Origin of the sequence: Rhodococcus pyridinivorans (assembly GCF_900105195.1) — a bacterium.
Classification (GTDB): domain Bacteria; phylum Actinomycetota; class Actinomycetes; order Mycobacteriales; family Mycobacteriaceae; genus Rhodococcus; species Rhodococcus pyridinivorans.
On record NZ_FNRX01000002.1, the window covers coordinates 259,322 to 280,623 of the forward strand.

The 21,302-nt window shown below is 70.0% G+C and carries 22 protein-coding genes; 15 read left to right on the forward strand and 7 right to left on the reverse strand.

The features are described 5' to 3' along the window. Positions 1 to 16 precede the first annotated feature (16 nt). Positions 17 to 784, forward strand: a complete 768-nt coding sequence (locus BLV31_RS01830; RefSeq protein ID WP_006553390.1) for an SDR family NAD(P)-dependent oxidoreductase — start codon at positions 17 to 19, stop codon at positions 782 to 784. Between the two features lie 86 nt (positions 785 to 870). Further along, positions 871 to 1,680 (forward strand): alpha/beta hydrolase, encoded by an 810-nt coding sequence (locus BLV31_RS01835; protein WP_024102640.1) that lies wholly within the window; start codon positions 871 to 873, stop codon positions 1,678 to 1,680. Here the strand turns inward: BLV31_RS01835 and BLV31_RS01840 are convergent. Both BLV31_RS01840 and BLV31_RS01845 read right to left on the reverse strand, forming a co-directional pair. Continuing rightward, positions 1,664 to 2,422 carry an IclR family transcriptional regulator gene (locus tag BLV31_RS01840; protein ID WP_006553387.1) on the reverse strand — a complete coding sequence of 253 codons (759 nt, stop codon included), beginning with the start codon at positions 2,420 to 2,422 and terminating at the stop codon, positions 1,664 to 1,666. The two genes, BLV31_RS01835 and BLV31_RS01840, sit on opposite strands and share 17 nt — an antisense overlap. After that, complete coding sequence (locus BLV31_RS01845; RefSeq protein ID WP_024102638.1) at positions 2,419 to 3,933, reverse strand: APC family permease; 1,515 nt, start codon at positions 3,931 to 3,933, stop codon at positions 2,419 to 2,421. The genes BLV31_RS01840 and BLV31_RS01845 overlap by 4 nt, the downstream gene beginning before the upstream one ends. A 354-nt stretch (positions 3,934 to 4,287) precedes the next feature. Between BLV31_RS01845 and BLV31_RS01850 the strand changes: the two genes are divergently transcribed. The 8 genes from BLV31_RS01850 to BLV31_RS01885 all read left to right on the forward strand — a co-directional run bounded on the left by BLV31_RS01850 (position 4,288) and on the right by BLV31_RS01885 (position 10,746). Next, entirely contained in the window at positions 4,288 to 4,869 is a 582-nt protein-coding gene (locus BLV31_RS01850) for a MauE/DoxX family redox-associated membrane protein (protein WP_039583653.1), read from the forward strand. Between the two features lie 21 nt (positions 4,870 to 4,890). Then, a complete protein-coding gene (locus BLV31_RS01855) occupies positions 4,891 to 5,505 on the forward strand; it encodes a redoxin domain-containing protein (protein WP_006553384.1) in 615 nt (204 codons plus the stop codon). Between the two features lie 102 nt (positions 5,506 to 5,607). Beyond that, positions 5,608 to 6,276, forward strand: coding sequence for a methylamine dehydrogenase light chain (locus BLV31_RS01860; RefSeq protein WP_033097867.1), 669 nt, complete (start codon positions 5,608 to 5,610; stop codon positions 6,274 to 6,276). Continuing rightward, the gene (locus BLV31_RS01865) at positions 6,273 to 7,574 is read left to right on the forward strand and encodes a hypothetical protein (RefSeq protein ID WP_006553382.1); all 1,302 of its coding nucleotides are present in this window, start codon (positions 6,273 to 6,275) and stop codon (positions 7,572 to 7,574) included. The genes BLV31_RS01860 and BLV31_RS01865 overlap by 4 nt, the downstream gene beginning before the upstream one ends. Continuing rightward, positions 7,571 to 9,163, forward strand: coding sequence for a multicopper oxidase family protein (locus BLV31_RS01870; protein ID WP_064060566.1), 1,593 nt, complete (start codon positions 7,571 to 7,573; stop codon positions 9,161 to 9,163). The genes BLV31_RS01865 and BLV31_RS01870 overlap by 4 nt, the downstream gene beginning before the upstream one ends. A gap of 9 nt (positions 9,164 to 9,172) precedes the next feature. Next, positions 9,173 to 9,514 carry a cupredoxin domain-containing protein gene (locus BLV31_RS01875; protein WP_006553380.1) on the forward strand — a complete coding sequence of 114 codons (342 nt, stop codon included), beginning with the start codon at positions 9,173 to 9,175 and terminating at the stop codon, positions 9,512 to 9,514. Further along, the gene (locus tag BLV31_RS01880) at positions 9,511 to 9,834 is read left to right on the forward strand and encodes a cupredoxin domain-containing protein (RefSeq protein WP_006553379.1); all 324 of its coding nucleotides are present in this window, start codon (positions 9,511 to 9,513) and stop codon (positions 9,832 to 9,834) included. The genes BLV31_RS01875 and BLV31_RS01880 overlap by 4 nt, the downstream gene beginning before the upstream one ends. Positions 9,835 to 9,894: 60 nt before the next feature. Next, positions 9,895 to 10,746: a hypothetical protein gene (locus BLV31_RS01885; protein ID WP_064060567.1), complete on the forward strand. Its 852-nt coding sequence runs from the start codon at positions 9,895 to 9,897 to the stop codon at positions 10,744 to 10,746. Positions 10,747 to 10,807: 61 nt separating this feature from the next. On the opposite strand, the gene BLV31_RS01890 is transcribed toward BLV31_RS01885, so the two are convergent. Beyond that, positions 10,808 to 12,385, reverse strand: a complete 1,578-nt coding sequence (locus BLV31_RS01890; protein WP_019290385.1) for a TM0106 family RecB-like putative nuclease — start codon at positions 12,383 to 12,385, stop codon at positions 10,808 to 10,810. Positions 12,386 to 12,534: 149 nt separating this feature from the next. Here BLV31_RS01890 and BLV31_RS01895 point away from each other — a divergent pair, with 149 nt between their 5' ends. From BLV31_RS01895 to BLV31_RS01915, 5 genes are read left to right on the forward strand one after another with little or no spacing between them, the layout of a single operon-like run. Then, positions 12,535 to 13,218, forward strand: a complete 684-nt coding sequence (locus tag BLV31_RS01895) for a DUF6474 family protein (protein ID WP_024102631.1) — start codon at positions 12,535 to 12,537, stop codon at positions 13,216 to 13,218. A gap of 35 nt (positions 13,219 to 13,253) precedes the next feature. Beyond that, the gene (locus BLV31_RS01900) at positions 13,254 to 13,745 is read left to right on the forward strand and encodes a hypothetical protein (RefSeq protein WP_024102630.1); all 492 of its coding nucleotides are present in this window, start codon (positions 13,254 to 13,256) and stop codon (positions 13,743 to 13,745) included. A 34-nt stretch (positions 13,746 to 13,779) separates the two neighbouring features. Further along, on the forward strand, positions 13,780 to 14,451 hold the full coding sequence (locus BLV31_RS01905) for a YcnI family copper-binding membrane protein (RefSeq protein WP_006553374.1): 672 nt from the start codon (positions 13,780 to 13,782) through the stop codon (positions 14,449 to 14,451). After that, a complete protein-coding gene (locus BLV31_RS01910; RefSeq protein WP_064060568.1) occupies positions 14,448 to 14,981 on the forward strand; it encodes a copper resistance CopC family protein in 534 nt (177 codons plus the stop codon). The genes BLV31_RS01905 and BLV31_RS01910 overlap by 4 nt, the downstream gene beginning before the upstream one ends. Positions 14,982 to 14,986: 5 nt before the next feature. Beyond that, complete coding sequence (locus BLV31_RS01915; protein ID WP_064060569.1) at positions 14,987 to 15,925, forward strand: CopD family protein; 939 nt, start codon at positions 14,987 to 14,989, stop codon at positions 15,923 to 15,925. A gap of 4 nt (positions 15,926 to 15,929) precedes the next feature. Here the strand turns inward: BLV31_RS01915 and BLV31_RS01920 are convergent, their stop codons facing one another. From BLV31_RS01920 to idi, 4 genes are all read right to left on the reverse strand, one after another. Then, positions 15,930 to 16,568 carry a UdgX family uracil-DNA binding protein gene (locus tag BLV31_RS01920; protein ID WP_064060570.1) on the reverse strand — a complete coding sequence of 213 codons (639 nt, stop codon included), beginning with the start codon at positions 16,566 to 16,568 and terminating at the stop codon, positions 15,930 to 15,932. Positions 16,569 to 16,587: 19 nt separating this feature from the next. Further along, a complete protein-coding gene (locus BLV31_RS01925; protein ID WP_072740467.1) occupies positions 16,588 to 19,770 on the reverse strand; it encodes an acetyl-CoA carboxylase family protein in 3,183 nt (1,060 codons plus the stop codon). Between the two features lie 72 nt (positions 19,771 to 19,842). Beyond that, positions 19,843 to 20,595 (reverse strand): ABC transporter permease, encoded by a 753-nt coding sequence (locus tag BLV31_RS01930; RefSeq protein WP_064061467.1) that lies wholly within the window; start codon positions 20,593 to 20,595, stop codon positions 19,843 to 19,845. Positions 20,596 to 20,632: 37 nt separating this feature from the next. After that, positions 20,633 to 21,298 (reverse strand): isopentenyl-diphosphate Delta-isomerase, encoded by a 666-nt coding sequence (gene idi, locus BLV31_RS01935; protein ID WP_064061466.1) that lies wholly within the window; start codon positions 21,296 to 21,298, stop codon positions 20,633 to 20,635. Positions 21,299 to 21,302: the final 4 nt, after the last annotated feature.

The following is a 21,302-nucleotide window of genomic DNA, read 5'->3' on the forward strand; positions in this document are numbered from 1 at the left end:
ACAGGAGATACGAACAGTGGAGATTCAGGGATCCGCCGCACTGGTGACCGGTGCCGCATCCGGTCTCGGCGCCGCAACCGCACGCCGTCTCGCCGACGCCGGAGCCACCGTCTTCGGCCTCGACCTGCAGCAGTCCATCGACCGCGTCGGCGATGCCGCACCCGCGGGTGTCACGCTCCTCGCGACCGATGTGACCAGCGGCGACGAGGTGCAGGCCGCCGTCGACCGCATCGTCGAGTCGGGTGTTCCGCTGCGCATCGTCGTCAACTGCGCCGGTGTCGGCTGGGCCGGCCGCATCCTGTCGAAGAACGGCCCGCACGACCTCGAGCTGTTCCGCACGGTCATCACCGTCAACCTGCTCGGCACCTTCAACGTCATGCGCCTCGCGGCCGACGCGATCTCCAAGACCGAGACGGTCGACGAGTCGGGTCAGCGCGGCGTCGTCATCAACACCGCCTCGGTGGCGGCGTTCGAGGGCCAGATCGGTCAGATCGCGTACTCCGCGTCGAAGGGTGGCGTGCACGGCATGACCGTTCCCGCCGCACGCGACCTCGCGCAGTTCGGCATCCGCGTCAACACCATCGCCCCCGGCATCGTCGACACCCCGATGCTCGCCGGTGTCACCGAGGAGTACCGCAAGGGCCTCGAGGCCGGTGTGCCGTTCCCGTCGCGGCTCGCCCAGCCCGCCGAGTACGCGCAGCTCGCGCAGATGATCGTCGAGCACGACTACCTCAACGGTGAGACCATCCGCATGGACGGCGCGCTGCGCATGGCGCCGCGGTAACCCTTCCTCCGGTAACCCCGCCTCTTCCGTGCGCGTTTCCGGCAGTTCCGGCTGCCGGGAACGCGCACATGCGTTAGACCGGACCCATGCGGATCGTTCTCGCCGTGGTGCTCGTCGTCGCGCTCGTCGGCGTCGCCGGGTGGGCGCTGCAACGACGCCTGATCTACCTGCCCGACAGCTCCACTCCCCCGTCCGCCGCGACCGTCCTGCCCGGTGCGGAGGACGTCGTGCTCACCACCTCCGACGGTCTCGCGCTCGACGCCTGGTTCGTGCCCGGTCGCGCTCCCGACGGCCCCGGAGCCGGCTTCACGGTTCTCCTCGCTCCCGGTAACGGCGGCAACCGACTCGGCCGCGTCGACACCGCCGCCGACCTCGCCGCGGCGGGTTTCTCGACGCTCCTGTTCGACTACCGCGGGTACGGCGGCAATCCCGGCGCCCCCACCGAGGAGGGTCTCGCCGCCGACGCCCGCGCGGCCCTCGAGCATCTCCGTTCACGCGACGACGTCGACCCCGCCCGGGTGCTGTACTTCGGGGAGAGCCTCGGCTGCGCCGTGGTCACCGCGCTCGCCGTCGACGAACCTCCCGCCGGGATGCTGCTGCGCTCGCCGTTCACCGATCTCGCCGCCGTGGCCCGGCACCACTATCCCTTCGTGCCCGCCGCACTGTTGAAGGACGAGTTCCCCGTCGCCGAACTCGTCGGCCACATCGACGTGCCGATCACGGTCGTCTACGGCACCGCCGACAGCATCGTCCCGCCGGCCCAGAGCTCGGCAGTCGCCGATGCCGCCCGATGGCTGCACGAGCGGGTCGAGCTCGACGGTCTCGAACACAACGATCCGCCGATGTTCGGCGCGCCCGTGGTGGACGCACTGATCCGGCTCAGAGCAGGCCTGTGAGCCTGGCGGAGCCGTCGACGAGGAATCTCACCAGATCGGGATCGGGTTGCACCTTCGCGGCCGACCCGTGCAGGTACAGGCCGCCGACGACGAAGGACGACGAGTCGCGGATCGGGACGGCCAGCGCCGCCCTGCCCAGCCGGGTCTCCTGGCACTCCTTCGCGTAACCGGACGAGATGATGTCGCGCAGCTCCCGCGCCAGCGACTCGCGCTCGCACATCGTGAACTCGGTGAGCCGGCGAAACTCGGCGTCCGGAGCCGCCCCCGGCACGTGTGCCAGCATCAGCTTGCCGATGGCATTGGCGTGCAACGACTTCGACAGCGTGGTGATGGCGACGATCTCGTGGTCCGGATCCTGGTCGACGAAGCGGAGCCGGCTCCCGGCGAAGGACGCGACGTGCAATCCGAAACGCGTGCACCCCCGCAGGTCCTCCATCACGTCGTGGAGCGACTCGGACGGGGTGGATTCCGCTGCGGCCTGGGCGAGTTCGGCGGTGCGACGACCGAGCGCGAAACCCGACAGGTCGGGGACACGCACGAGATAGCCGTCCGCGACGAGCAGGTTCAGCATCCGGTAGGCGGTGGCGGGAGGCACTCCGGCGAACGCGGCGATCTCCTTGGCGGTGGTGCCGGGACCGAGCTGTGCGACGGCCTCGAGCATCCCCAGCGCCTTCTGCACGGCGTGGGGTTGTCGTCCTCCGAAAGTAGTCTCGGAGGACCGGATCGGCACGTGGGCGGTCACATCCGCTCTTCCTGTATGCCCCCCGTGACGATCCGCGGCCGCCCGTGCTCGTCGAGGACCAGTGTCCCCGCACCCGGCAGCAGATCCGAGGTCTCGACGGTGTCGAATGCTCCGATCGTCGCGAGGCTCTGCGGGCGGAGCCGGCGCAGCACCGCGCGCCAGACGGGTCCCGACACCAGGAGCGCGACGAGCGCCACCGGCACGACGAGCAGCGAGTGCGTGACCCCGTCGACGGCCGTGGCCACCAGCAGACCACCACCGAGCAACGCGACGAACACCGCCGCGACCCGCGTCCACGTGGTGTCCTCACCGATGCGGTGCAGGAACCGCAGGGATGCCACCGCGACCAGCGTGTACGCCGCGACCAGCGCGACCTCGACGACACCGTCGAAGACGGACGAATCCGCTTCCGCCACCAGGGTGTACAGGACGGCACCCGCGACACTCACCGCGACGAACGTCGTCACCGCGAGGTAGGGGGTGCGCAGGGTGCCGTGTACGCGGGCCAGAGCGGACGGCAGCACCCGTTCGACACCCATCGAGTACAGGAGCCTCGAGCCTGCCTGTGCGCAGCCGAGTGTCGACGCGAACCACGAGCACGCCATGCCCGTCTTCACGGCGAGCACGACCGCCCACGACGCACCGGAGTCGACACCGTCGAAATACGCTCCGATGATGAGCGATCCACGCCCGGTCAGCGAGGCGACGGCCGTGAAGACGAACAGCGCCCCGACGACGAGAGGGGTGATCAGCACCGTCCGGCTGACCGTGACGAGCGGCCGACGGGCCTCGGGTCCGAAGAACGCCGCGCTCTCGAATCCGGCCATGGACAGGACGGTCATGAGCGCCAGGAAGGGCAGCAGGCTCAGCGGTGAGACCGGCAGTTCGCTTGTCGTCGTTCCGCCCGCCGGCGCGACCAGCATCGTCGCGACGATCAGTACCAGCGAACACGTTTCGACGAGCAGGATCGCGCGGGTCGCGAACCGCACGCCGCGGATCGCGATCAGGGCGACGACCCCACCGAGCACCGCCGCCGTCACCAGCCACGGTCCCGTCCCCGGAAGATTCAGTCCCACAAGCTCACCGAGATCCAATACTGTGCGTGCTCCCTGGGCCAGCACGGAGATCGAGATGCCGAGATATCCGACGATGAGCGCCGTGCCCGTCACGAGCGCCGCGCGCGTACCGAGTCCCTGGAAGACGAAACTGTAGAGCGAACCCGCCGCGGCCAGGCGTCGCGTGAACTGCGTGATGCACCATGCGACCAGCACGACGACGCCGGTCGTCGCGGCGATGGTGAGCACACCCCCGAGTCCCGGAGCGCTCACGGTCATCCACAGGGCGATGAACACCATTCCGGTTGCGGGAGCGATCGTCGACAGCGACTGCCCGATCAGATCGAGCTGGGACAACTGCCGGCGGCCGAGCGCATGCAGGGGTGAGCGCACGTGATCCCCGGTGGGTTCCGCGTCCTGCGCGCGGTCGATCGCCGCCCGGAGTGCTGACGTCACGGCCGTGGTCCTTTCACTGGATTCGTCCGGACGCTAACCCCGTTCTGTTACAGCCGCATTACCTGCGCGAACACGACGTGCCGTCCAAGTGGGAATCCGCTCGCAGAGGCGATGCGAGGTGCATCACGCCACCGCCTTCCGCGCGGACTCGGGCGAACGCAAAACCCCACGTCGCCGAGCCCCGACGTCCCTGAATTCGAAGGCTCGCGTTCTCGTTCAGGGTGTCCCCTTTCGTTTCTCCGGCGTCGCACGCCCGACTCGAGACCGCAGCAGGATGTGTCCATCCCCACCTGCGAGGGATCCGCCGGGACCTCGACGAGGTCCCGAAGCGAAACGGAAGGAGTGATCGCACACATGCTGTGGGTGCTGATCGCATCGATCGTCGGAGGCACGCTGTTGCTCGCCGGCATCCCCAAGACCCGGGACCGCCAGGGTCTGCTGCGCACGGTGCGCGGGTACAAGCTGCTGCCTGCGCCGCTCGAGGACGCGGTGTCGTTCGCGCTGCCGTGGGCCGAGATCGTCCTCGGTGCCGCGCTCATCACCGGCATCGCCGGACGATGGGCGGCCGCAGGCGCCGCACTGCTGTTCCTGTGCTTCTTCGGCGGCCTGACGATCAACCTTCTCCGAGGCCGTCGTGACCTCGACTGCGGCTGTTTCGCATTCGGTTCCCACGACATCCCGCGGATCGGGTGGTTCCACGCGGTGCGGGCCGGTGCGTTCGTGCTCGTCTCCGCAGCCCTGGCCCTCGTTCCCGCCGGCGCACCGTCGCTCGCCGAGCACCTCCTCGCCGTCGCGCTCGCCGCACTGGTGCTGGTCGTGGTCGTCACCGCGGTGCAGTTGCGGTCGATCGTGCATCCGGGCCGACGCCCGGTCGACGACCACCTGACGAAGGCCTCGATCGAACTTCGTGCCGCCTCGCCCCTCTCGCGGTACTGACACATCCGAACGGAGAAATCTGTGAACACCTTCCTGCTGATCGCGGTCATCGTGCTGGCCGTCGCCGTCGCGGCACTGTTCCTCATGCTGCTCGCCCTCGCCCGCGAGATCGGGCGCGTGCAGGTGCGTCTCGGCCCCCTCGGCGCCCGGATGATGGACACCGGCCCGAAGATCGATCAGGTCGCTCCGAGCTTCCGCGGCCTGCAGGACCACCTCGGCCGCGAGGTCGGCGTCGGTGGCCACCGCGACAAGGCGCAGCTGCTGCTGTTCACCGCGCCGTCGTGCTCGACCTGCAAGAGCCTGCTGCCCGGCGTCAAGGCGATGGCGAAGGCGGAGAAGGACCTCGAGGTCGTCATCATCTCCGACGGCACGCCCGAGGAGCACCAGAGTTTCCTTGCCGGTTCGGGTATCGGTGCCGAGCTCAGCTACGTCGACGCCCGCGATGTGGGCATCGCCTACCAGGTGGGCACCACTCCGTACGGCGTGATCCTCGACGAGCACGGCAAGATCCAGGCCAAGGGCCTGTGCAACCACATGGCGCAGGTCGAATCCCTCCTCAACGCACTCGAATCCGGCACGCCCTCGCTGCAGCACCTGCACGAGGCAGCCAAGACTCGCGCCGCAGCCGGTCTGTGATCTGCGAGCGCCGACCGCCCCGTCGGTACGGGCGGAATCTCATCCCCTTCTCGAGATCGGAGTACGTCGTTGGACCTCAGACCCTCATCCGGTGAACCGGAGATGCACGAGAACCGATATCCGGTGGACGAAGCCACCGTCAAGGAACAAGCCGAATGGATGGCCGGCCGCGGCGGATCCTTCATCGGCCGCACCGGCCGCAGGATGTCCGAGCGGGTCTCCCGCCGTTCGGTGATCAGCAAGATCGGCCGGTGGACCATGGGTGTTTCCGGTGTGGCACTGATCAGTTCGCTGCCCGTCACCCGCACTGCGCTGGCGCAGGAGCCGCCGGCTCCGACCCCCGCCGAACCCGAACCGCTCGTTCCGGTCTACGACGGCAAGGACCCCGCCGAGTGCGAGTACTGGCGCTGGTGCAACATGGACGGCACCTCGTGCGCGGCCTGCAACGGCGGCGGTGTCACCACCTGTGCGCCGGGAAGCCGTCCCGGAGCGGAGTTCTGGGTTGGATGCTGCACGCATCCCGACACCGGTAAGACCTACCTGATCGCCTACTACGACTGCTGTGGTGCACCGTCGTGCTCGAACGCCTTCTGCGGTGAACCCGACATGCAGGCCATCATGTACAACCCGGTCTCGGGCAGCTTCGACCAGGAGATCATCTGGTGCGTGTCCGACGAATCCCAGTCGTACACCTGCACGATGGCACCGATCATCGGTGAGGACTGCCAGACCCGTCCCGCCGCACGACCGAAGGTGGGCGCCGGATCATGAAGCGCACCCAACGGGCGGTCGCCGCGACCGTCCCGCTCGCTCTCGCACTGTCCCTCGCGGCGTGCTCGAGCGACGACGACTCCTCCTCCGCGGCGGGCGAGGTCACCTACCCGACCGTCCCCTACACCACTCCCGGTGAGGGCATCTCCCTCGGTCACGACGATCAGGAGATCGGCGACACCATCCCGGAACCCGTGCATGTCTCGGAGATCCAGCCCGCGAGCGAGAACGACCTGCTTGCGGTCCTCCGGACTCCGGGCGGGCTCGAGATCGGTGTGAACGTCCTCGACCCGGTCACCGGTGTCGCGGGCAGTCGCATCGTCGTGGGTCCCGGCATCTGGGATCCGGTCATCCACGGGTTCGTCGGCGAGAGTTCCTCGGACCCAGCGGTTCTCGCCGCCGAAGTGTGGCGGCCGCGCGGTTCGCGCGGCCAGGCGGACTTCACCGTCACCACCTACTCGGGCGACCTGCTCGAGCCGGACGAGATCGAACTGCCCGACTACGCCCGCGCGCACTCGCGTCCCGGGTCCAGTGCCGTCACCTCGGACGGGAAGTACTTCGTGACGTGGGACGACGGCCTGTACGGCGTCCGCGTCGTCGATCTCGAGGCCGGCAAGGAGAGCGGCGCGCTGCAGATCATCGGGTGCGGTCCGTTCACCTGGCTCGTCGACCACAAGCTCTACAGCGTGTGCGAGGACACCCGCGAGCTGATCCAGATCTCCATCGACGATGCCGGTGTCCCCACCGAGACGGCGCGGACGAAGGTGCTGCCCGACGACTTCGTCAGCAACCGCAAGGTGACCTGGGCCGCGGACGCGAAGAAGGCACTGCTCGTCGGCGCGACCGGCGACGTCTTCGTCTTCGACTTCTCGAACGGTCTGCCGGAGGATCCCGTCGCTCCCATCGGGAACGCCGGACAGGACGGCGGCCGCTTCGCGGAGAACGCCATCAACAACACCGGCGACCGGATCGCGATCGAGTACACCGACAGCGAGATCCATCCGCACTCCGCGCGCGGTGGCGACATCGTCACGATCGAGCTGTTCGACGCGACCGGCCTCGCTCCGATCCGCACCCTCGATCTCGCGGCACTGGGGATGACGGACATCGCGTCCATGGCCTTCTCCGTGGACGGATCGATCCTGTATGTGGTCGGTTCGGGCCCCGAGGTCGACGGCGAGTCGGCCCAGCGCATCGTCGGTGTCTCGGCGAGCGACGGCACCGAGGTCAGTGCCGCCGAGGTCACCGGAACCGTCGACGACATCCGTTCGCTCCTGACCCCGCAGGTGATCCGATGACACGACCCGGTTCCGGGCTCGTGCTCGCTCGCCGACGCTTCCTCCGCCTGGGCACCCTCGGTGTCGGGGCGGTGGGGCTCGGCGCGCTCGGGTTCGGTGCCACCGCCTGCAGCTCCGGTACGTCCGGACAGCAGGCGGTGGCCACCGAGCTCGACTACATCCGTCCCACCGATCCCGAGGTGGCCGCGGCCGAGGCGGCCCGCGCCACCTCGGGGGCGACGGCAGCCTTCGCGCTCGCTGCGGGGGTGGGCGCCGTGGACCTCGGTGGGCGGATCGTGAACACGTGGACCTACGGCGGGGCCGCCGTCGCACCCGAGCTGCGGTTGTCGAAGGGCGACCGGGTGCGGGTGTCGGTGGACAACGGGCTTCCGCAGGAGACCACGCTGCACTGGCACGGCATCCGGATCCGCAACGACATGGACGGTGCGGCTCCGGTCACGCAGGAACCGATCGGCGCCGACGGTGGCCGGTTCGAATACGACTTCGTCGCACCCGATCCGGGCACCTACTGGTACCACTCGCACAGCGGACTGCAGGCCGACCGTGGTCTGTTCGGGGCTATGATCATCGAGGACCCGAACGACGCCACCGGCGCGGACGCCGACGCGGTGCTCGTGCTCGACGACTGGGTCGACGGTCTGGGCACCACCCCCGACGCGGTCCTGGCCGCGCTCAACCCGCAGGTCGCCGGGCACGGTCATGCCGGGCACGGCTCGGGGCCGGCCGAGTACACGGACGCCGATGCCTCAGTGGCGCAACAGATCACGTCGGCGGGCCACGGGGACTCCGTCCCGCTCGGCGGCATGACCCAGCACATCGCGTACCCGCTGCACCTGATCAACGGGCGTCCGCCGAACGATCCCGCCGTGGTGGAAGCCGCTGCGGGGCAACGGTTGCGTCTACGGGTCGTCAACGCGGCCGCGGAGACGCCCTACCGTTTCGCCGTGGCCGGTCACGAACTGACCGTCGTCGCCGTGGACGGCTTCGACGTGCAGCCGACGACCGCCGACACCGTGATCCTCGGCATGGCGCAGCGGGTGGACGTGCTCGTCACGGTGCGTTCCGGTGCGTGGCCGATCGTGGCGAAGGTCGAGGGGCGCGACGGCTACGCGTCGACCGTGCTGCGGTCCCACGACGCGGTGCCGATGTCGAACCCCGATGTGGGATGCGACATTTCGGAGCTGAACGGGCGACTCGTAACCGAGAGCGAACTGCGGCCCGCCGAATCGGTACTGCTCGAGAAGCGGGACGTCGACCGCGACTACCGCGTCGAGCTGATCCAGGCCGGCGACCGCTACGTGTGGGGCATGGCCGGCCCCGACGCCGGCCGACTGGTAATGAAGGAGGGTGAACGGATCCGGATCACGATGGTCAACTCGTCGCCGATGTGGCATCCCATGCACACCCACGGCCACACCTTCGCCGTACCGGGTTACGGCGGTCTGCGACGCGACACCGTCAACGTGCTTCCGGGGACCGAACTCGCCATCGAGTTCGACGCGGACAATCCGGGCGAGTGGATGTTCCACTGTCACAACGCCTATCACTTCGAGGCAGGAATGACCGCGAATCTGCGGTACATCCGGTGAGGACGAGATATGAAGAAGTTTCTTTCCGCGGTCGCGGGCACGACACTCGCGATGGGACTGCTGACCGGATGCGGCAGTGCGGACGCCGACGAACCCGCGGTCGTCATCGAGGTCTCCAACATGTCGTACAGCCCCGCATCGGTCACCATCGAGAAGGGCCAGACCGTGCAGTGGCACTTCGACGACTCGGGACTGCCGCACGATGTGGCGGGCGACGGACCGCTCGAAGGTGACCTGAAGAGCGAACTGCTCACCGAGGGCACCTACGAGTACACCTTCGACGAGGCCGGCACGTTCACCTACCACTGCACGCCGCACCCCGCGATGGTCGGCACGATCATCGTCGAATGATGCGGATCCGGTGGGGCTTGGCCGCGTTCGCGATGCTGGCCGCGACCTGGTGTGCCGGCTCCCCCACCGGGCCGGACGCGGAGATCGTCGTGCGCGACGTGCACTTCGCGCCGGTGGACGTGACCGTACCGGTGGGCGGCACCGTCCGGTGGACGTTCGACGACGGCGGGGTCCTGCACCACGTCGGATCGGAGGGCGAGTTCGACAGCGGCATCACCCCCGAGGGGAGCTTCGAGCACACCTTCACGACGCCGGGCGTCTACGAGTACCACTGCTCGGTCCACCGGTACATGACCGGAACCGTCACCGTGACCGGGTGACGGACAACGCCGTCCGCCGTCCGGTCGTATCCGTAAGCACCACAGCAAAGGAGCATCCCGATGACAGAAACACTCGTGCGTGAGCCCCTGGCTCACCCGCCCCTCGGAGTCGACGTACCGGAGATACGCCCGACGCTCGAGAGCGCCGTCGCGAAGAAGACCCGCGGCGGCCTGATCGCCGGTGCCGCGGTGGTCGGCGCCGCCGCCGGTCTCGTCGCGGCCGCCTCGACCCCGACGGCCATGACCGCCGCGGTGATCGCCACCGGCGCGGTGACCGCACTGGCCGCCAACTGGTCGACCTGCGGTATGTCGGTGGCCGGCGTGGTCGCCGCACCGAAGCAGCCGGGACGCCGTGGGTCGTCGACCCCGATCCGCCGGCTCGGCTGGCACACCCTCGGATCGCTCGCGACGGGCATCCCCACCGGCGCGCTCTTCGGTGCGCTCGGCGCGCTCGTGACCGGCTCGGTGCCGCGGGCATGGATGCTCGCGGCCTGGGGCGTGATCGCGCTCGGTTACGGCCTGCACGAGCTGGGCATGATCACCCTGCCGACGCCCATGCGGCGTCAGCAGCTCCCCCGCCACCTGCGGCGCACGATGGCGCCGTGGAAGGTGTCGCTGCTGTTCGGTGCGCTCATCGGCCCCGGCTTCATGATCTTCATCCGGTCCAGCGCGTACTACCTGCTGGTCCTCGGCGTGATCGCCTCGGGTTCGCCGGTGCTCGGCGCCGCGATGTTCGCAACCGTCAGCCTCGGCCGCTGCATGCCGAGCGTACTGGCCATCCTGCACACCCACCGCGGGGGTTCGATGCCCGGCTTCCTGTCGGCGATGTGCGTCGTCGACCGCCGTGTCCAGACCCTCACCGGCGGTGTCCTCATCGCCCTGGCGGCCTTCGCTCTTGCCGCACTGGTCTGATCTCCCGTGCGTGGTTCCGGTGGCCGAGGCCACCGGAACCACGCACGTGGCATGCTCTGCGCTACAGGTCCTCGACGAACGGGATGTCGAGCACCGCACGATCACTCATCCACTCGCGCAGGACCTTCGTGGCGATCACGTCGTCCTCGTTGTACTCGAGCAACCGCACACGCTGCGCCGGATCGGGCTCGCCCGCCATGCCCACGGCCTCGCGGTACCAGCTCATCGACGCCTCACCCCCGGCCTCGGCGTCACGCCAGTGATGCCCCGCGATCGGTGCGATCTTCTTCAGCCCCTTGCCGTTCGGACACACGAACTGGTCGGTGACGGCCTGGAAGATGTCGACCCACTCGTTCGAACCGATGAACGCCTTGACCTCCGCGAGCTCCGGCACACCCGGGAAGCCGTGGAACCGCCGCGCCGACGACAGCAACCACTTGTCCTCCGCCGACCGCGAATAGCAGTAGGCCGCAAAGGTCTTCCCGCGACGTTCGGCCGCGCGCCGCTGGTCCGACAGCCAGCGCCAGAACTCGGCGAACGAGCGTGCCTCGTCGTCGGTCGGCACGGGCTCCCACGTCGCGAACGGGATGTACTCGGAGGACGATCTCGAATTGAGCAGCGTGCCCCACAGATAGGCGCCGTGCTCGTGGTAGCTCTCCATGTCGATGTCGACCTCGACGTCGGCGCGGTGGACGTGCACGTGCCGGTAGCGACGCACGAGCGGCGCACCGGCGATCCACGCCCGCGCCGTGACGATCGCGTCCTCGAACGAACCCTGCGGCCACGCTTCCGGTTCCCCGCCCTCCCACCGGGCGAGGCCGTCGATGGTGTGCACCTCGAGTTCGCGCAGCACGGCGGCACGTTGCCCCGGCGCGACGAGCGACACATCCCGGGTGACGGTGAGTTCGGCGCGGCAGCGGTCCCACCACGGGCAGGTCTTGCACTCGCCGATCTGCGACGGCGCCGTCGGAGTGAGACCCCGCGCGATCTCGAGTCGGTCCGCCAGGCGGGCGTCGTAGTCGTCGAGGATCTGGTCGAGATCGTGCACGAGGATGCAGTCGCCGCCGTAGCCGATCGCGCCGGCGACCTTCGCGGGGCTCGCAAGTCCGTGACGTTCGAGCATCCGGTACAGGTGCGCGAGGCGCATCTGGTCGCGCACCTGACTGCGCACCTTGCGGGTCTCGTCGACAGCGGGTGCCCACGCGAACAGATCGGTGGTGAGCGCGCCGTGTCCGGGATCGGTGACCTTGTGGTTGACGACGATCACCGGGATGTAGCCGCCGTGTTCGGCGTCGCGCAGCAGGATCTCCGAGCGGCCGCGGCGTCCGGTGTCGGGTTCGCTCGGCAGCACCGCACCCCAGATGCGGTCGGCGCCCGCGCGGCACGCGTCGAGTGTGCGCTCGGCGCGCTGCGACATCGGTCCTTCGGGGGCGACGAGCACCCACCCGTCCGGGTCGGCGTCGAACAGCGTCTGGCGGATCGCCTCGCGATGCGCAGCCGCCGCCTCCTGGCGTTGCCGCGCACCCGGATTCTCGGGTGCATCTGCGAGTTCGTCGGGGAAGGTGGCGTCGAGATAGACCCGGTGGCGGCACCTCGTCAGCGCAGCGGCCTCGAGGGAGACGGCTGTGCGCTGTGACACTCCGCGTCGGGGCCGCGGTAGTTCTCCGGTTGCGTCCACGACATTCCAGGGTATTCCCTGCACAGGCGACGGCTCGCAGCAGCACCGTCACGTTAGGCTGACGCGGGGCGCCGGAGCGTCGTGTCGTACCGAATGGAGGGTGCTGTTCGATGGGGTTGTTCACACGGAAGCGTCGCGCGACTCGCAGGGCGGAAGCGAAGGCGCTGAGGACCAAGGCGAAGATCGAGGCCAGACTGGTCGCGAAGAATCGGCTCGAGAACGACCGGCGGGCAGCGAAGGCCAAGGCGAAGATCGACAAGAAACTCGCGAAGTCGCAGGTCAAGCTCGACCAGGAACTCGCGAGGTCGCAAGCCAAGGTCGAGAAGGAACAGATCGCGACCCTCAAGGCACAGAAGAAGGCCGCCGAGAACCAGGGGCTCACCGCGGCGAAGGTGCGCCGTTATCTCGGCGTCGCGCGTCTGCTCGCGCCGGTGCTCGTCCCGATCGTCTACCAGGCCGTGACGGCGCTGCGCGGTCAGCTCGACTCGCGTCGCGCGCAGCAGCTCGGGGTGCCGATCGAGGAACTGGGTTCGTTCACCGGTCACGGTGCCCGGCTCAGTGCCCGCATCGCGGGTGCGGAGCAGTCGCTCGCGAAGGTCGAGCAGCGCAACCCCAAGGACGCGGAGACGCAGAAGTTCGCCACCGCGACCCGCGAACGTCTCACCGATCTGACCGCCGCCGTGCAGACGGCCGAGCAGATGCCGGCCGCGCGCCGGAAGTCGGCACACGCGGCGATCTCGTCGGAACTCGACGGCATCGAAGCGGATCTGCTCGCGCGCCTCGGCGTGCGCTGACGCGGCCTGCACATCAGGAACGAGCACGACCGACAGTGACCAGGTATCCGACCGTTCTCGGCACCACCGCGGGCATCGCCACCGCGGTGCTGGCGGTGGCCGCCCACGGCGCCGCCGGCGGTGGTGTGCCGACGGGACCGGTCGCGGTACTGCTGGTCGCGGTCGCGGCGATCGTCGGGATCCTCGGCGCGCACCAGCCGTCGCTGTCCCCGCTCGTGCTCCTCGCCGGTGGGCAGGCGGCCACGCACGTCGCGCTCACCGTGCTGGTGCCCGGTCACGAACACCTGTCGGTGTCCATGCTGGGCGCCCACATGCTCGCCGTCGCCGTGTGCGCGGTGCTGCTCACCGCCGCGGCCCACGTGTACGCGGCGTGCGGCACCGCGCTGCGGGTCGTGCTGCTGCGCGGCCCCCGGGTCGCCGCGCCCGCCGTGCTCGCCCCGACCTCGTCGACCGACCGGCTCGTGTGGGGACGTGCACCCCCGGCCATCTCGCGGAGAGGACCACCGCTCGCCACGGCTGCGCTGTGACGATCGATCCTCCAACCACGAGAAAGACCCATACATGTTCGAGTTCTCCCGTCGCGCCCTCGTGGGCGCGACAGCAACCGCTGCGCTGATGGTCGCGGGCGCCGGCATCGCTTCGGCCCACGTCACCGTCGTCGCACCCGGAGCCGAGCAGGGCGGTTACACCGTCCTGACCTTCCGGGTCCCCACCGAGTCCGAGACCGCCGGCACGACCGCCCTCACCGTCGAGCTTCCGGGGCTGCGCTCGGCGCGCACCGAGCCGCTGCCCGGCTGGACGGCGACCGTCGAGAAGGATCCCGAGTCGCAGCTCGCGACCTCCGTGACGTGGACCGCCGAACCGGACGTGCAGGTCGGGCCGGGACAGTTCCAGCAGTTCGTCCTGTCCGTCGGGCCGCTGCCCGAGGAGGACGAGATCGCCTTCCCCGCGATCCAGACCTACAGCGACGGCGAGGTCGTGGCGTGGGACGAGATCACGACCGGCGACGAGGAACCCGAACGTCCTGCCCCCAGCCTGACCCTCGCGGCGAGCAGCGGCGACGGGCACGGCGGCAGTGGTGACGCGCACGCCACCGAGACCGAGCAGACCGCCGGCGCGTCGGAGGACACCACCGACAGCACCGCGCGGTGGCTCGGCGGTATCGGCCTGGTGCTCGGTGCGCTCGGCGCCGCACTCGGTCTCGGCGCCGTGATCCGGGGGCGGCGGGCATGAAGCGCATCCTCGTTCTCCTCACCGCGTTGATCGCGGCGCTGACCCTGTCCGTCGGTTCCGCAGCCGCCCACTCGGTGGTGCTGTCGAGCTCGCCCGAGGACGGCGAGCAGATCGCCGAGGCACCCGAGCGGGTGACCGTGACGTTCAACGAGAACCTGCAGGAGCAGTTCGCGGCTCTGACCGTCGTCGGGCCGGACGGCAACCTGTGGTCGAAGAGCGACCCGATCATCGAGGGTGCGAACGCATCCGTCGAACTAGACGGTCTCGGCCCCGTGGGCGAGTACACGATCGCCTACCGGGTGACCTCCGCCGACGGACATCCCGTCAGCGGAACCCGCACCTTCACGCTCACCCAGGAGGGGACCGGCACGCCCGGTGAAGCGGCGTCCGGTGACACCGCGACCGGCGAGACCGGCGCGGAGTCGGGCGAGAGCGACAGCAGCGGACCTGCCGTGTGGTGGTTCGTCGTCGCAGGTGTCGTCGTGGTCGCCGCAGGTCTCGCCTTCGCGCTGCGCAAGCCGAAGGCCTGACCCGCATGATCCCGGAACGCCGGCAGTGGCTCGTCGTGGCCGCTGCCGGCGTTGCCTTCGGAACCGTCGCGGGCATCGCCGTGGCCGGTTCCCTCGCCCTGCCCGCCCCCTCGAGTTCGGTGCGGGCGATCGGGCTGTGTGTCGGCTCGACTGTGCTCGGACTCGCGGTCCTGGCCGTGATGGTGCAGCGGCAACGCCGTCCCGCGGTTTCCTCCGACACGCTGTGGCGGACGATCGCCACGCTCGGCGGTGTCTGGCTCGTGCTCGCGAGCATCGACCTCGCCTGGGCCGCGTCCACCGCGGCCGATGTTCCCGCCGCGGACCTGGATGTGGGGCGGTTCGGGCAGTTCGTCGGCACCACCACGGGACGCGTGGATGCGGCGGCATGGGTGTGCATCGCCGCGATCGTCGTCGTCGCCGCTGTGGCGTACCGCCGGTCGGCGGCGTGGTCCACCCTGCCGGTGCTCGTCGCCGCGGCGCTCGCGTTGATCGCCCGGCCAGTCACCGGCCACATGGCGCAGCAACCGCTGGGGTCGCTGTTCAACGCCGTGCATGTGCTCGCGGCCGCGGTGTGGTTCGGGGTGCTCGTGGCGCTGGCCGTCACCGTGCGGGGCCGCGGAGCGTGGGCGGAACTGCTGCCGCGCTACTCGCAGCTGGCCCTGCGGTGCGTGGTGGCGTTGGTGATCACGGGCGTGGTCGACGCGGCGGTACGGCTCGGCTCGGTCTCCGCGCTGCTGGGCACCGGCTACGGACGCGTCGTGCTCGCGAAGGCAATCGTGCTGTGCGCCCTGCTGGGGCTCGCGTGGAACTGGCGGCGCAACTGGCTCCCCGCTGCCGCGTCCCACCGTCTCCCGGAGGAGGAGTCGCTGCGCAACGCCGTCCTCGAGGTGTGCGCGATGTCGGTGGCGCTCGGGCTCGCGGCCGGATTGGCGACCACCGGCTGAGCCGTCACAACGTGGCCGCTCGTTCCAGGTCCTGCACGAACGAGCGGAACATGTCGTCGCGCTGCGATTTCGCCCGCAACACCGCCGACGGGTGCACGGTGACGACCACCGCCGGATCGCACGACCCGCACAGCTCCTCGGGCAGGTGCAGGACCTCCCCGCGGTGCTGTGTGAGCTTGAAGTCCTTACCGAGCAGCGACTGCGCGGCCGTGGCTCCGAGGCACACCACCACGTCGGGGCGGACGGCGTCGAGTTCGGCCTCGAGCCACGGCCGGCACGCCGCGACCTGCCCACCCGACGGTTTCTTGTGGATGCGTCTGCGGCCGTTGGCGGACCGGTCGAAGCGGAAATGCTTGACGGCGTTGGTCATGTACACCGTCCCGCGATCGATGCCCGCGCGTTCGAGGGCCTTGTCGAACAGGTGCCCCGCGGGCCCGACGAACGGTTCTCCCGCGAGGTCCTCCTCGTTGCCCGGTTGTTCGCCGACGAAGAGCATGCGTGCGTCGCGCACCCCTGCCCCGAAGACCGTCCGCTCGGCGGCCTTGTAGAGATCGCATCCCCGGCATCCCGCGGACGCGGCGGCGAGTTCGGCGAGGTCGCGGCTGTCGGGTACGTACTCCTGTGCGCCGGGATAGGTCACCATGGCTGTCGCATACCCGGCTTCACCGCGGTTGCACCAGTCGCTCGATCCAGGCGCGGCTGTCGGCGGGGTCGATGACGTCGTCGAGTTCGAAGCTCGTCGCCGCCTGCAGGGCCTTGCCCTGCTGGTAGGCGAGGGCGACGAGCCGGCCGAACAACTCCTCGCGCTCGCGGGGTGTCTCCGCGGCGTCGAGTTCCTTGCGGAATCCGAGACGCACGGCCCCTTCGAGTCCCATTCCGCCGATCTCCCCCGTCGGCCACGCGACGGTGAATTCGGGTGCGTGGAAAGATCCGCCGGCCATCGCCATCGCGCCGAGGCCGTAGCCCTTGCGGAGGATGATCATGCCGAACGGGACCGTCAGGCGTGCGCCGGCGACGAAGAAGCGCCCGAAGCGGCGCACGGTGGCGTCCTTCTCCGATTCCGGTCCGACCATGAATCCCGGTGTGTCGCACAGACTCACCACGGGCATCCGGTGCGATTCGCACAGTTCCAGGAAGTCCGCGGCCTTGTCGGCGGCCTCGGCATCGATCGCCCCACCGAGGTGGGCGCTGCTGTTGGCGAGCACGCCGTAGGAGGCGCCTTCGACGCGCATCAGGGCGGTGACGATGCCGACGCCGTAGTCCGGGCGCAGTTCGAGCACCGATCCGAGGTCGGCGATCGCGTCGATCGCCGACCGCACGTCGTAGGCGCGGAAACGGTTCTCCGGCACCACATGTCGCGCGAGACGCGGGTCTGGTGCCTGCCGGTCCTCGTGCGGCGCGGTGAAGTACGCGAGATATCGCCGGGCGACATCCACGGCGTGCGCCTCGTCGCGCGCCGCGACGTGCACGACGCCGTTGCGGCGTTGCACGTCGATCGGCCCGATGTCCTCGGGGCGGTGCACGCCGAGTCCTCCGCCCTCGATCATCGCGGGGCCGCCCATGCCGATGTTGGCGTCGGGGGTCGCGATGAGCACGTCGCACACCCCGGCGAGCGCGGCGTTGCCCGCGAAGCAGCGGCCGGAGACGACCGCGACGGTGGGCACGCGTCCGCGCAGCGACGCCATCGAGCGGAAGGTGGGCAGGTCGAGGCCCGCACCGGAACCGGCGTCGACGTCCCCGGGTCGCCCGCCACCACCCTCGGCGAACAGCACGAGCGGCACCCGCCGCCGGGCGGCGAGTTCGAGCAGCCGATCGGTCTTGCGGTGGTTGTTGCGGCCCTGGGTACCTGCGAGGACGGTGTAGTCGTAGGACATCACGACCACCTCGGCCCCGCCGATCCGTGCGGTGCCGCCGACAAGTCCGTCCGCCGGGGTGTTCGCGATCAGGTCCTCCTCGCTGCGGCGGCCGCGCTGGGCGGCGAGGACGAGCGGTCCGTATTCGACGAAGCTACCGTCATCGACGAGGTCGGCGATGTTCTCGCGCGCCGTGCGCCGGCCCCGCCCGTGCCGCTTCGCCACGATCTCGGGCCGCGCCGCATCGGTGGTGACCTCGTGCCTGCGGCGGATCTCGTCGAGGTCGGCACGGTCGGCGTCGAGGTCGGCCGCGGCGATGTCGTCCGTCGCGGTGTCCGTGTCGAGCACGCGGACCACCGCGAGCACGGTGCCCGGCTCGACGGTGCGTCCCGGCTCGACGAGCACACGTTCGACCACGGCACTGCCCGGTGCCCGGATCTCGTGCTGCATCTTCATCGCATCGAGCACGGCGAGCGGCGCACCGGCCGGAACGGTGTCGCCCGCGCGAGCGATCTCCACGACCGTGCCGACCATCTCGGCGTGCACCGCCTGTTCGTCGGCGCGCAGATCCGTGTACTCCACCGGTGCGGTCGGGGCGGTGTCGACGAAATCCACGAGCCGCTCCCCCAGCCACGTGGTGCGGACATTGCCGGACCGGAACTCCTTGTCGTCCAGTATCTTCTGCAGGAGGTCGCGGTTGGTGCCGACACCGTCGACGATGAACTCGCCGAGTGCCGTCGACGCCTTGCGCAGCACGGCCGCGCGATCGCCGGAACGCACGTACGCGACGACCTTGGCGAGCAGCGAGTCGTAACGTCCGGTCACCTCGAGGCCGGGCCGGCCGTGGGTGTCGACGCGGATGCCCGGCCCGGTGGGTGGCGTGAACGCGGTGAGCGTCCCGGCTGTGGGCAGGGCGATCCCGTCGGGGCGCGGCGTCTCGGCGTTGACGCGCACCTGCACCGCGATGCCCTGCGCCGCCGCAGGACGTCCGCCGATCTTCTTGCCGTCGAAAGTGATGCCTTTCGGGAGACCGAGTTCGTCGAATCCCGTCCCGCGAGCGATCGCGAGCTGGGTCGCCACGAGGTCGACGCCGGTCACCTCCTCGGTGACGGTGTGCTCCACCTGGATCCGGGGGTTGACCTCGAGGAACACGAAACCGTCGTCGCGGACGAGGAATTCGACGGTGGACAGCCCGTGGCACCCGACCTGCCCGATCAGCCGGACCGCCGCGCCGTGCAGCGCCTCCCGCAGGGCGTCGGGCAGGTCGGGCGCGGGTGCGATCTCCACGAGCTTCTGGTGCCGGCGCTGCACGCTGCAGTCGCGATCGCCCAACGCCACCGCGCGGGTACCCGACCCCGACTCGGCGGCCACGACCTGCACCTCGACGTGGCGGGCACGCTCGACGAGCACCTCGGCGTACAGCCGGTCGTCGTCGAAGGCGGCGTGTGCTTCGGCGGCGGCGAGCCGGAGCGCCTCATCGAGATCGGCGGCATCGCGGACCACGCGCATGCCGCGACCGCCACCACCCGACAGTGCCTTGACGACGATCCCGCCCGGACGGTCGCGCAGGAAGGCCCGCACGGACTCCGGATCCGTCGTCTCGACGGCAGCGGTCACCGGGATGCCGAGTTCCTCCGCCACCGAGCGGGCGGCCCGCTTGTCGCCGAGGACGCGCAGTGCTTCCGGGGACGGCCCGACGAAGGTGAGTCCGGCGTCCGCACAGGCCTGCGCGAAGGCGGCGTTCTCGCTGAGGAATCCGTAACCGGGATGCACGAGCGTGCATCCGGTCGCTCGGGCGACCCCGACGATCGCCCCGGGGTCGAGATAGGCCGAGGGACCGGACTCCGGTAGGGCCTCGGCTCGCGTGGCGGCGCGGACGTGCGGAGCGTCGGCGTCGTCCGCGGCGTGGACGGCGACGGTGTCGAGTCCGAGGTCCCCGGCCGTGCGGACGACACGCAACGCGATCTCACCCCGGTTGGCTACGAGCAACATCGACGATCCTTCCCTCGGCAGCGGTTGTATCAACTCCTACTCCGGTCGGCACCCGCACCGCAGACCGCCGTCTCACGCAACGACCACGGGACGGTAGCGCAGGGCGCGACCGAGACCGAGCGCCATCAGCACGGACGTGATCGACGCCGTCGCCATGATCGCGGCGAGCACGACCACCTGGAACCGTCCGGCCTCCACCGGCGACAACCCGCCGAAGATCGCGCCGACGAACGCCCCGGGCAGCGTCACCAGACCGGTCGTCTTCGTCTGGTCGGTCGACGGGATCATCGCCGCGTGCACGGCGAAGCGTGCGGGTGAGAGTGTCGCCTGCCGCATCGTCGCGCCGAGTGCGAGCCAGCCCTCCACCTCGGGCCAATGGTCGTCGACGGTTTCGTGGAAGCGGCGACCGGCGAGGGCCGCGACCGTCATGGTGTTGCCGATGATGATGCCGCCGAGCGCGAGCGCGTAGCGCGGGGTGGCCTCCACCGCGCCGGTCGCGAAGACGATGCCCGCCGCGACGACTACGCCGGTCGACATCGCGACGGCCGTCGCCCCGCGCACGACGGCCTCGTTCCCGATCCGCCGGCAGGCCGTCCACCACGCGACGGTGAACATCACCACGAGCACCACGGCGACCCAGCGGGCGTCGGCGATGACACCGGAGAGCACGACGCTGATGAGCGCGAGCTGGACCGCGCCGCGGGCGATGGCACCGACGGGCGCGAATCGGTGCGGGACCCGGAACGCCCACAGCACCGCCGACGAGATCACGGCGAGGGCGAGGATGCCGATGATCGTGGGGATCAGGACGGTCGGGTCGATCACAGGGTCGACGTTAACGTCCCGGTCGCCGGGTGAGGCCCTATCGTCGCTCGGGCGCGGCGCGTCCCCAAAGGCGCTCGGGCGCGGCGCGTCCCCAAAGGCGCTCGGGCGCGGTGCGTCCCCAAAGGCGCTCGGGCGCGGCGTGCGGCAGATCCGCGGTGGACGCCACGGGCCAGTGCAGCGGATCGAGGCCGAGCGTGCGGAGCTGCTCCACCTGCTCGCGGCACCACACCGACACCTCACGGCGTCCCTCGACGACGTCCTCGGAGAACTCCGTCCAGTCGGCCCATTCGGTGTCGTGCACCTCCGACGGTTCGGGGGTGGGCGCCGGCCCGTCGTAGAGCACGCGGAAGACCGGGCAGATCTCGTTCTCGACGATGCCGTTGTCCATCACCGCCCGGTAGCGGAAGGACGGCAGGACGACCTCGATGTCGTGCGCGTCGAGCCCGAGTTCCTGACGCAGCCGGCGGCGCACGGCCTCGATGAGCGGCTCGTCGGGCGCCGGATGACCGCAGCAGCTGTTCGTCAGGACACCGGGGAAGGTCGACTTGTCCAGGGCGCGCCGGGTGAGCAGAACGTTGCCGTGGTGGTCGAAGACGTACGACGAGAAGGCGAGGTGCAGCGGGGTGTCGGTGGTGTGCACCGTGGCCTTCGGCTCGATCCCGACCGCACGGCCTGCGTCGTCGAGCAGCACGACCTGTTCCATGTGA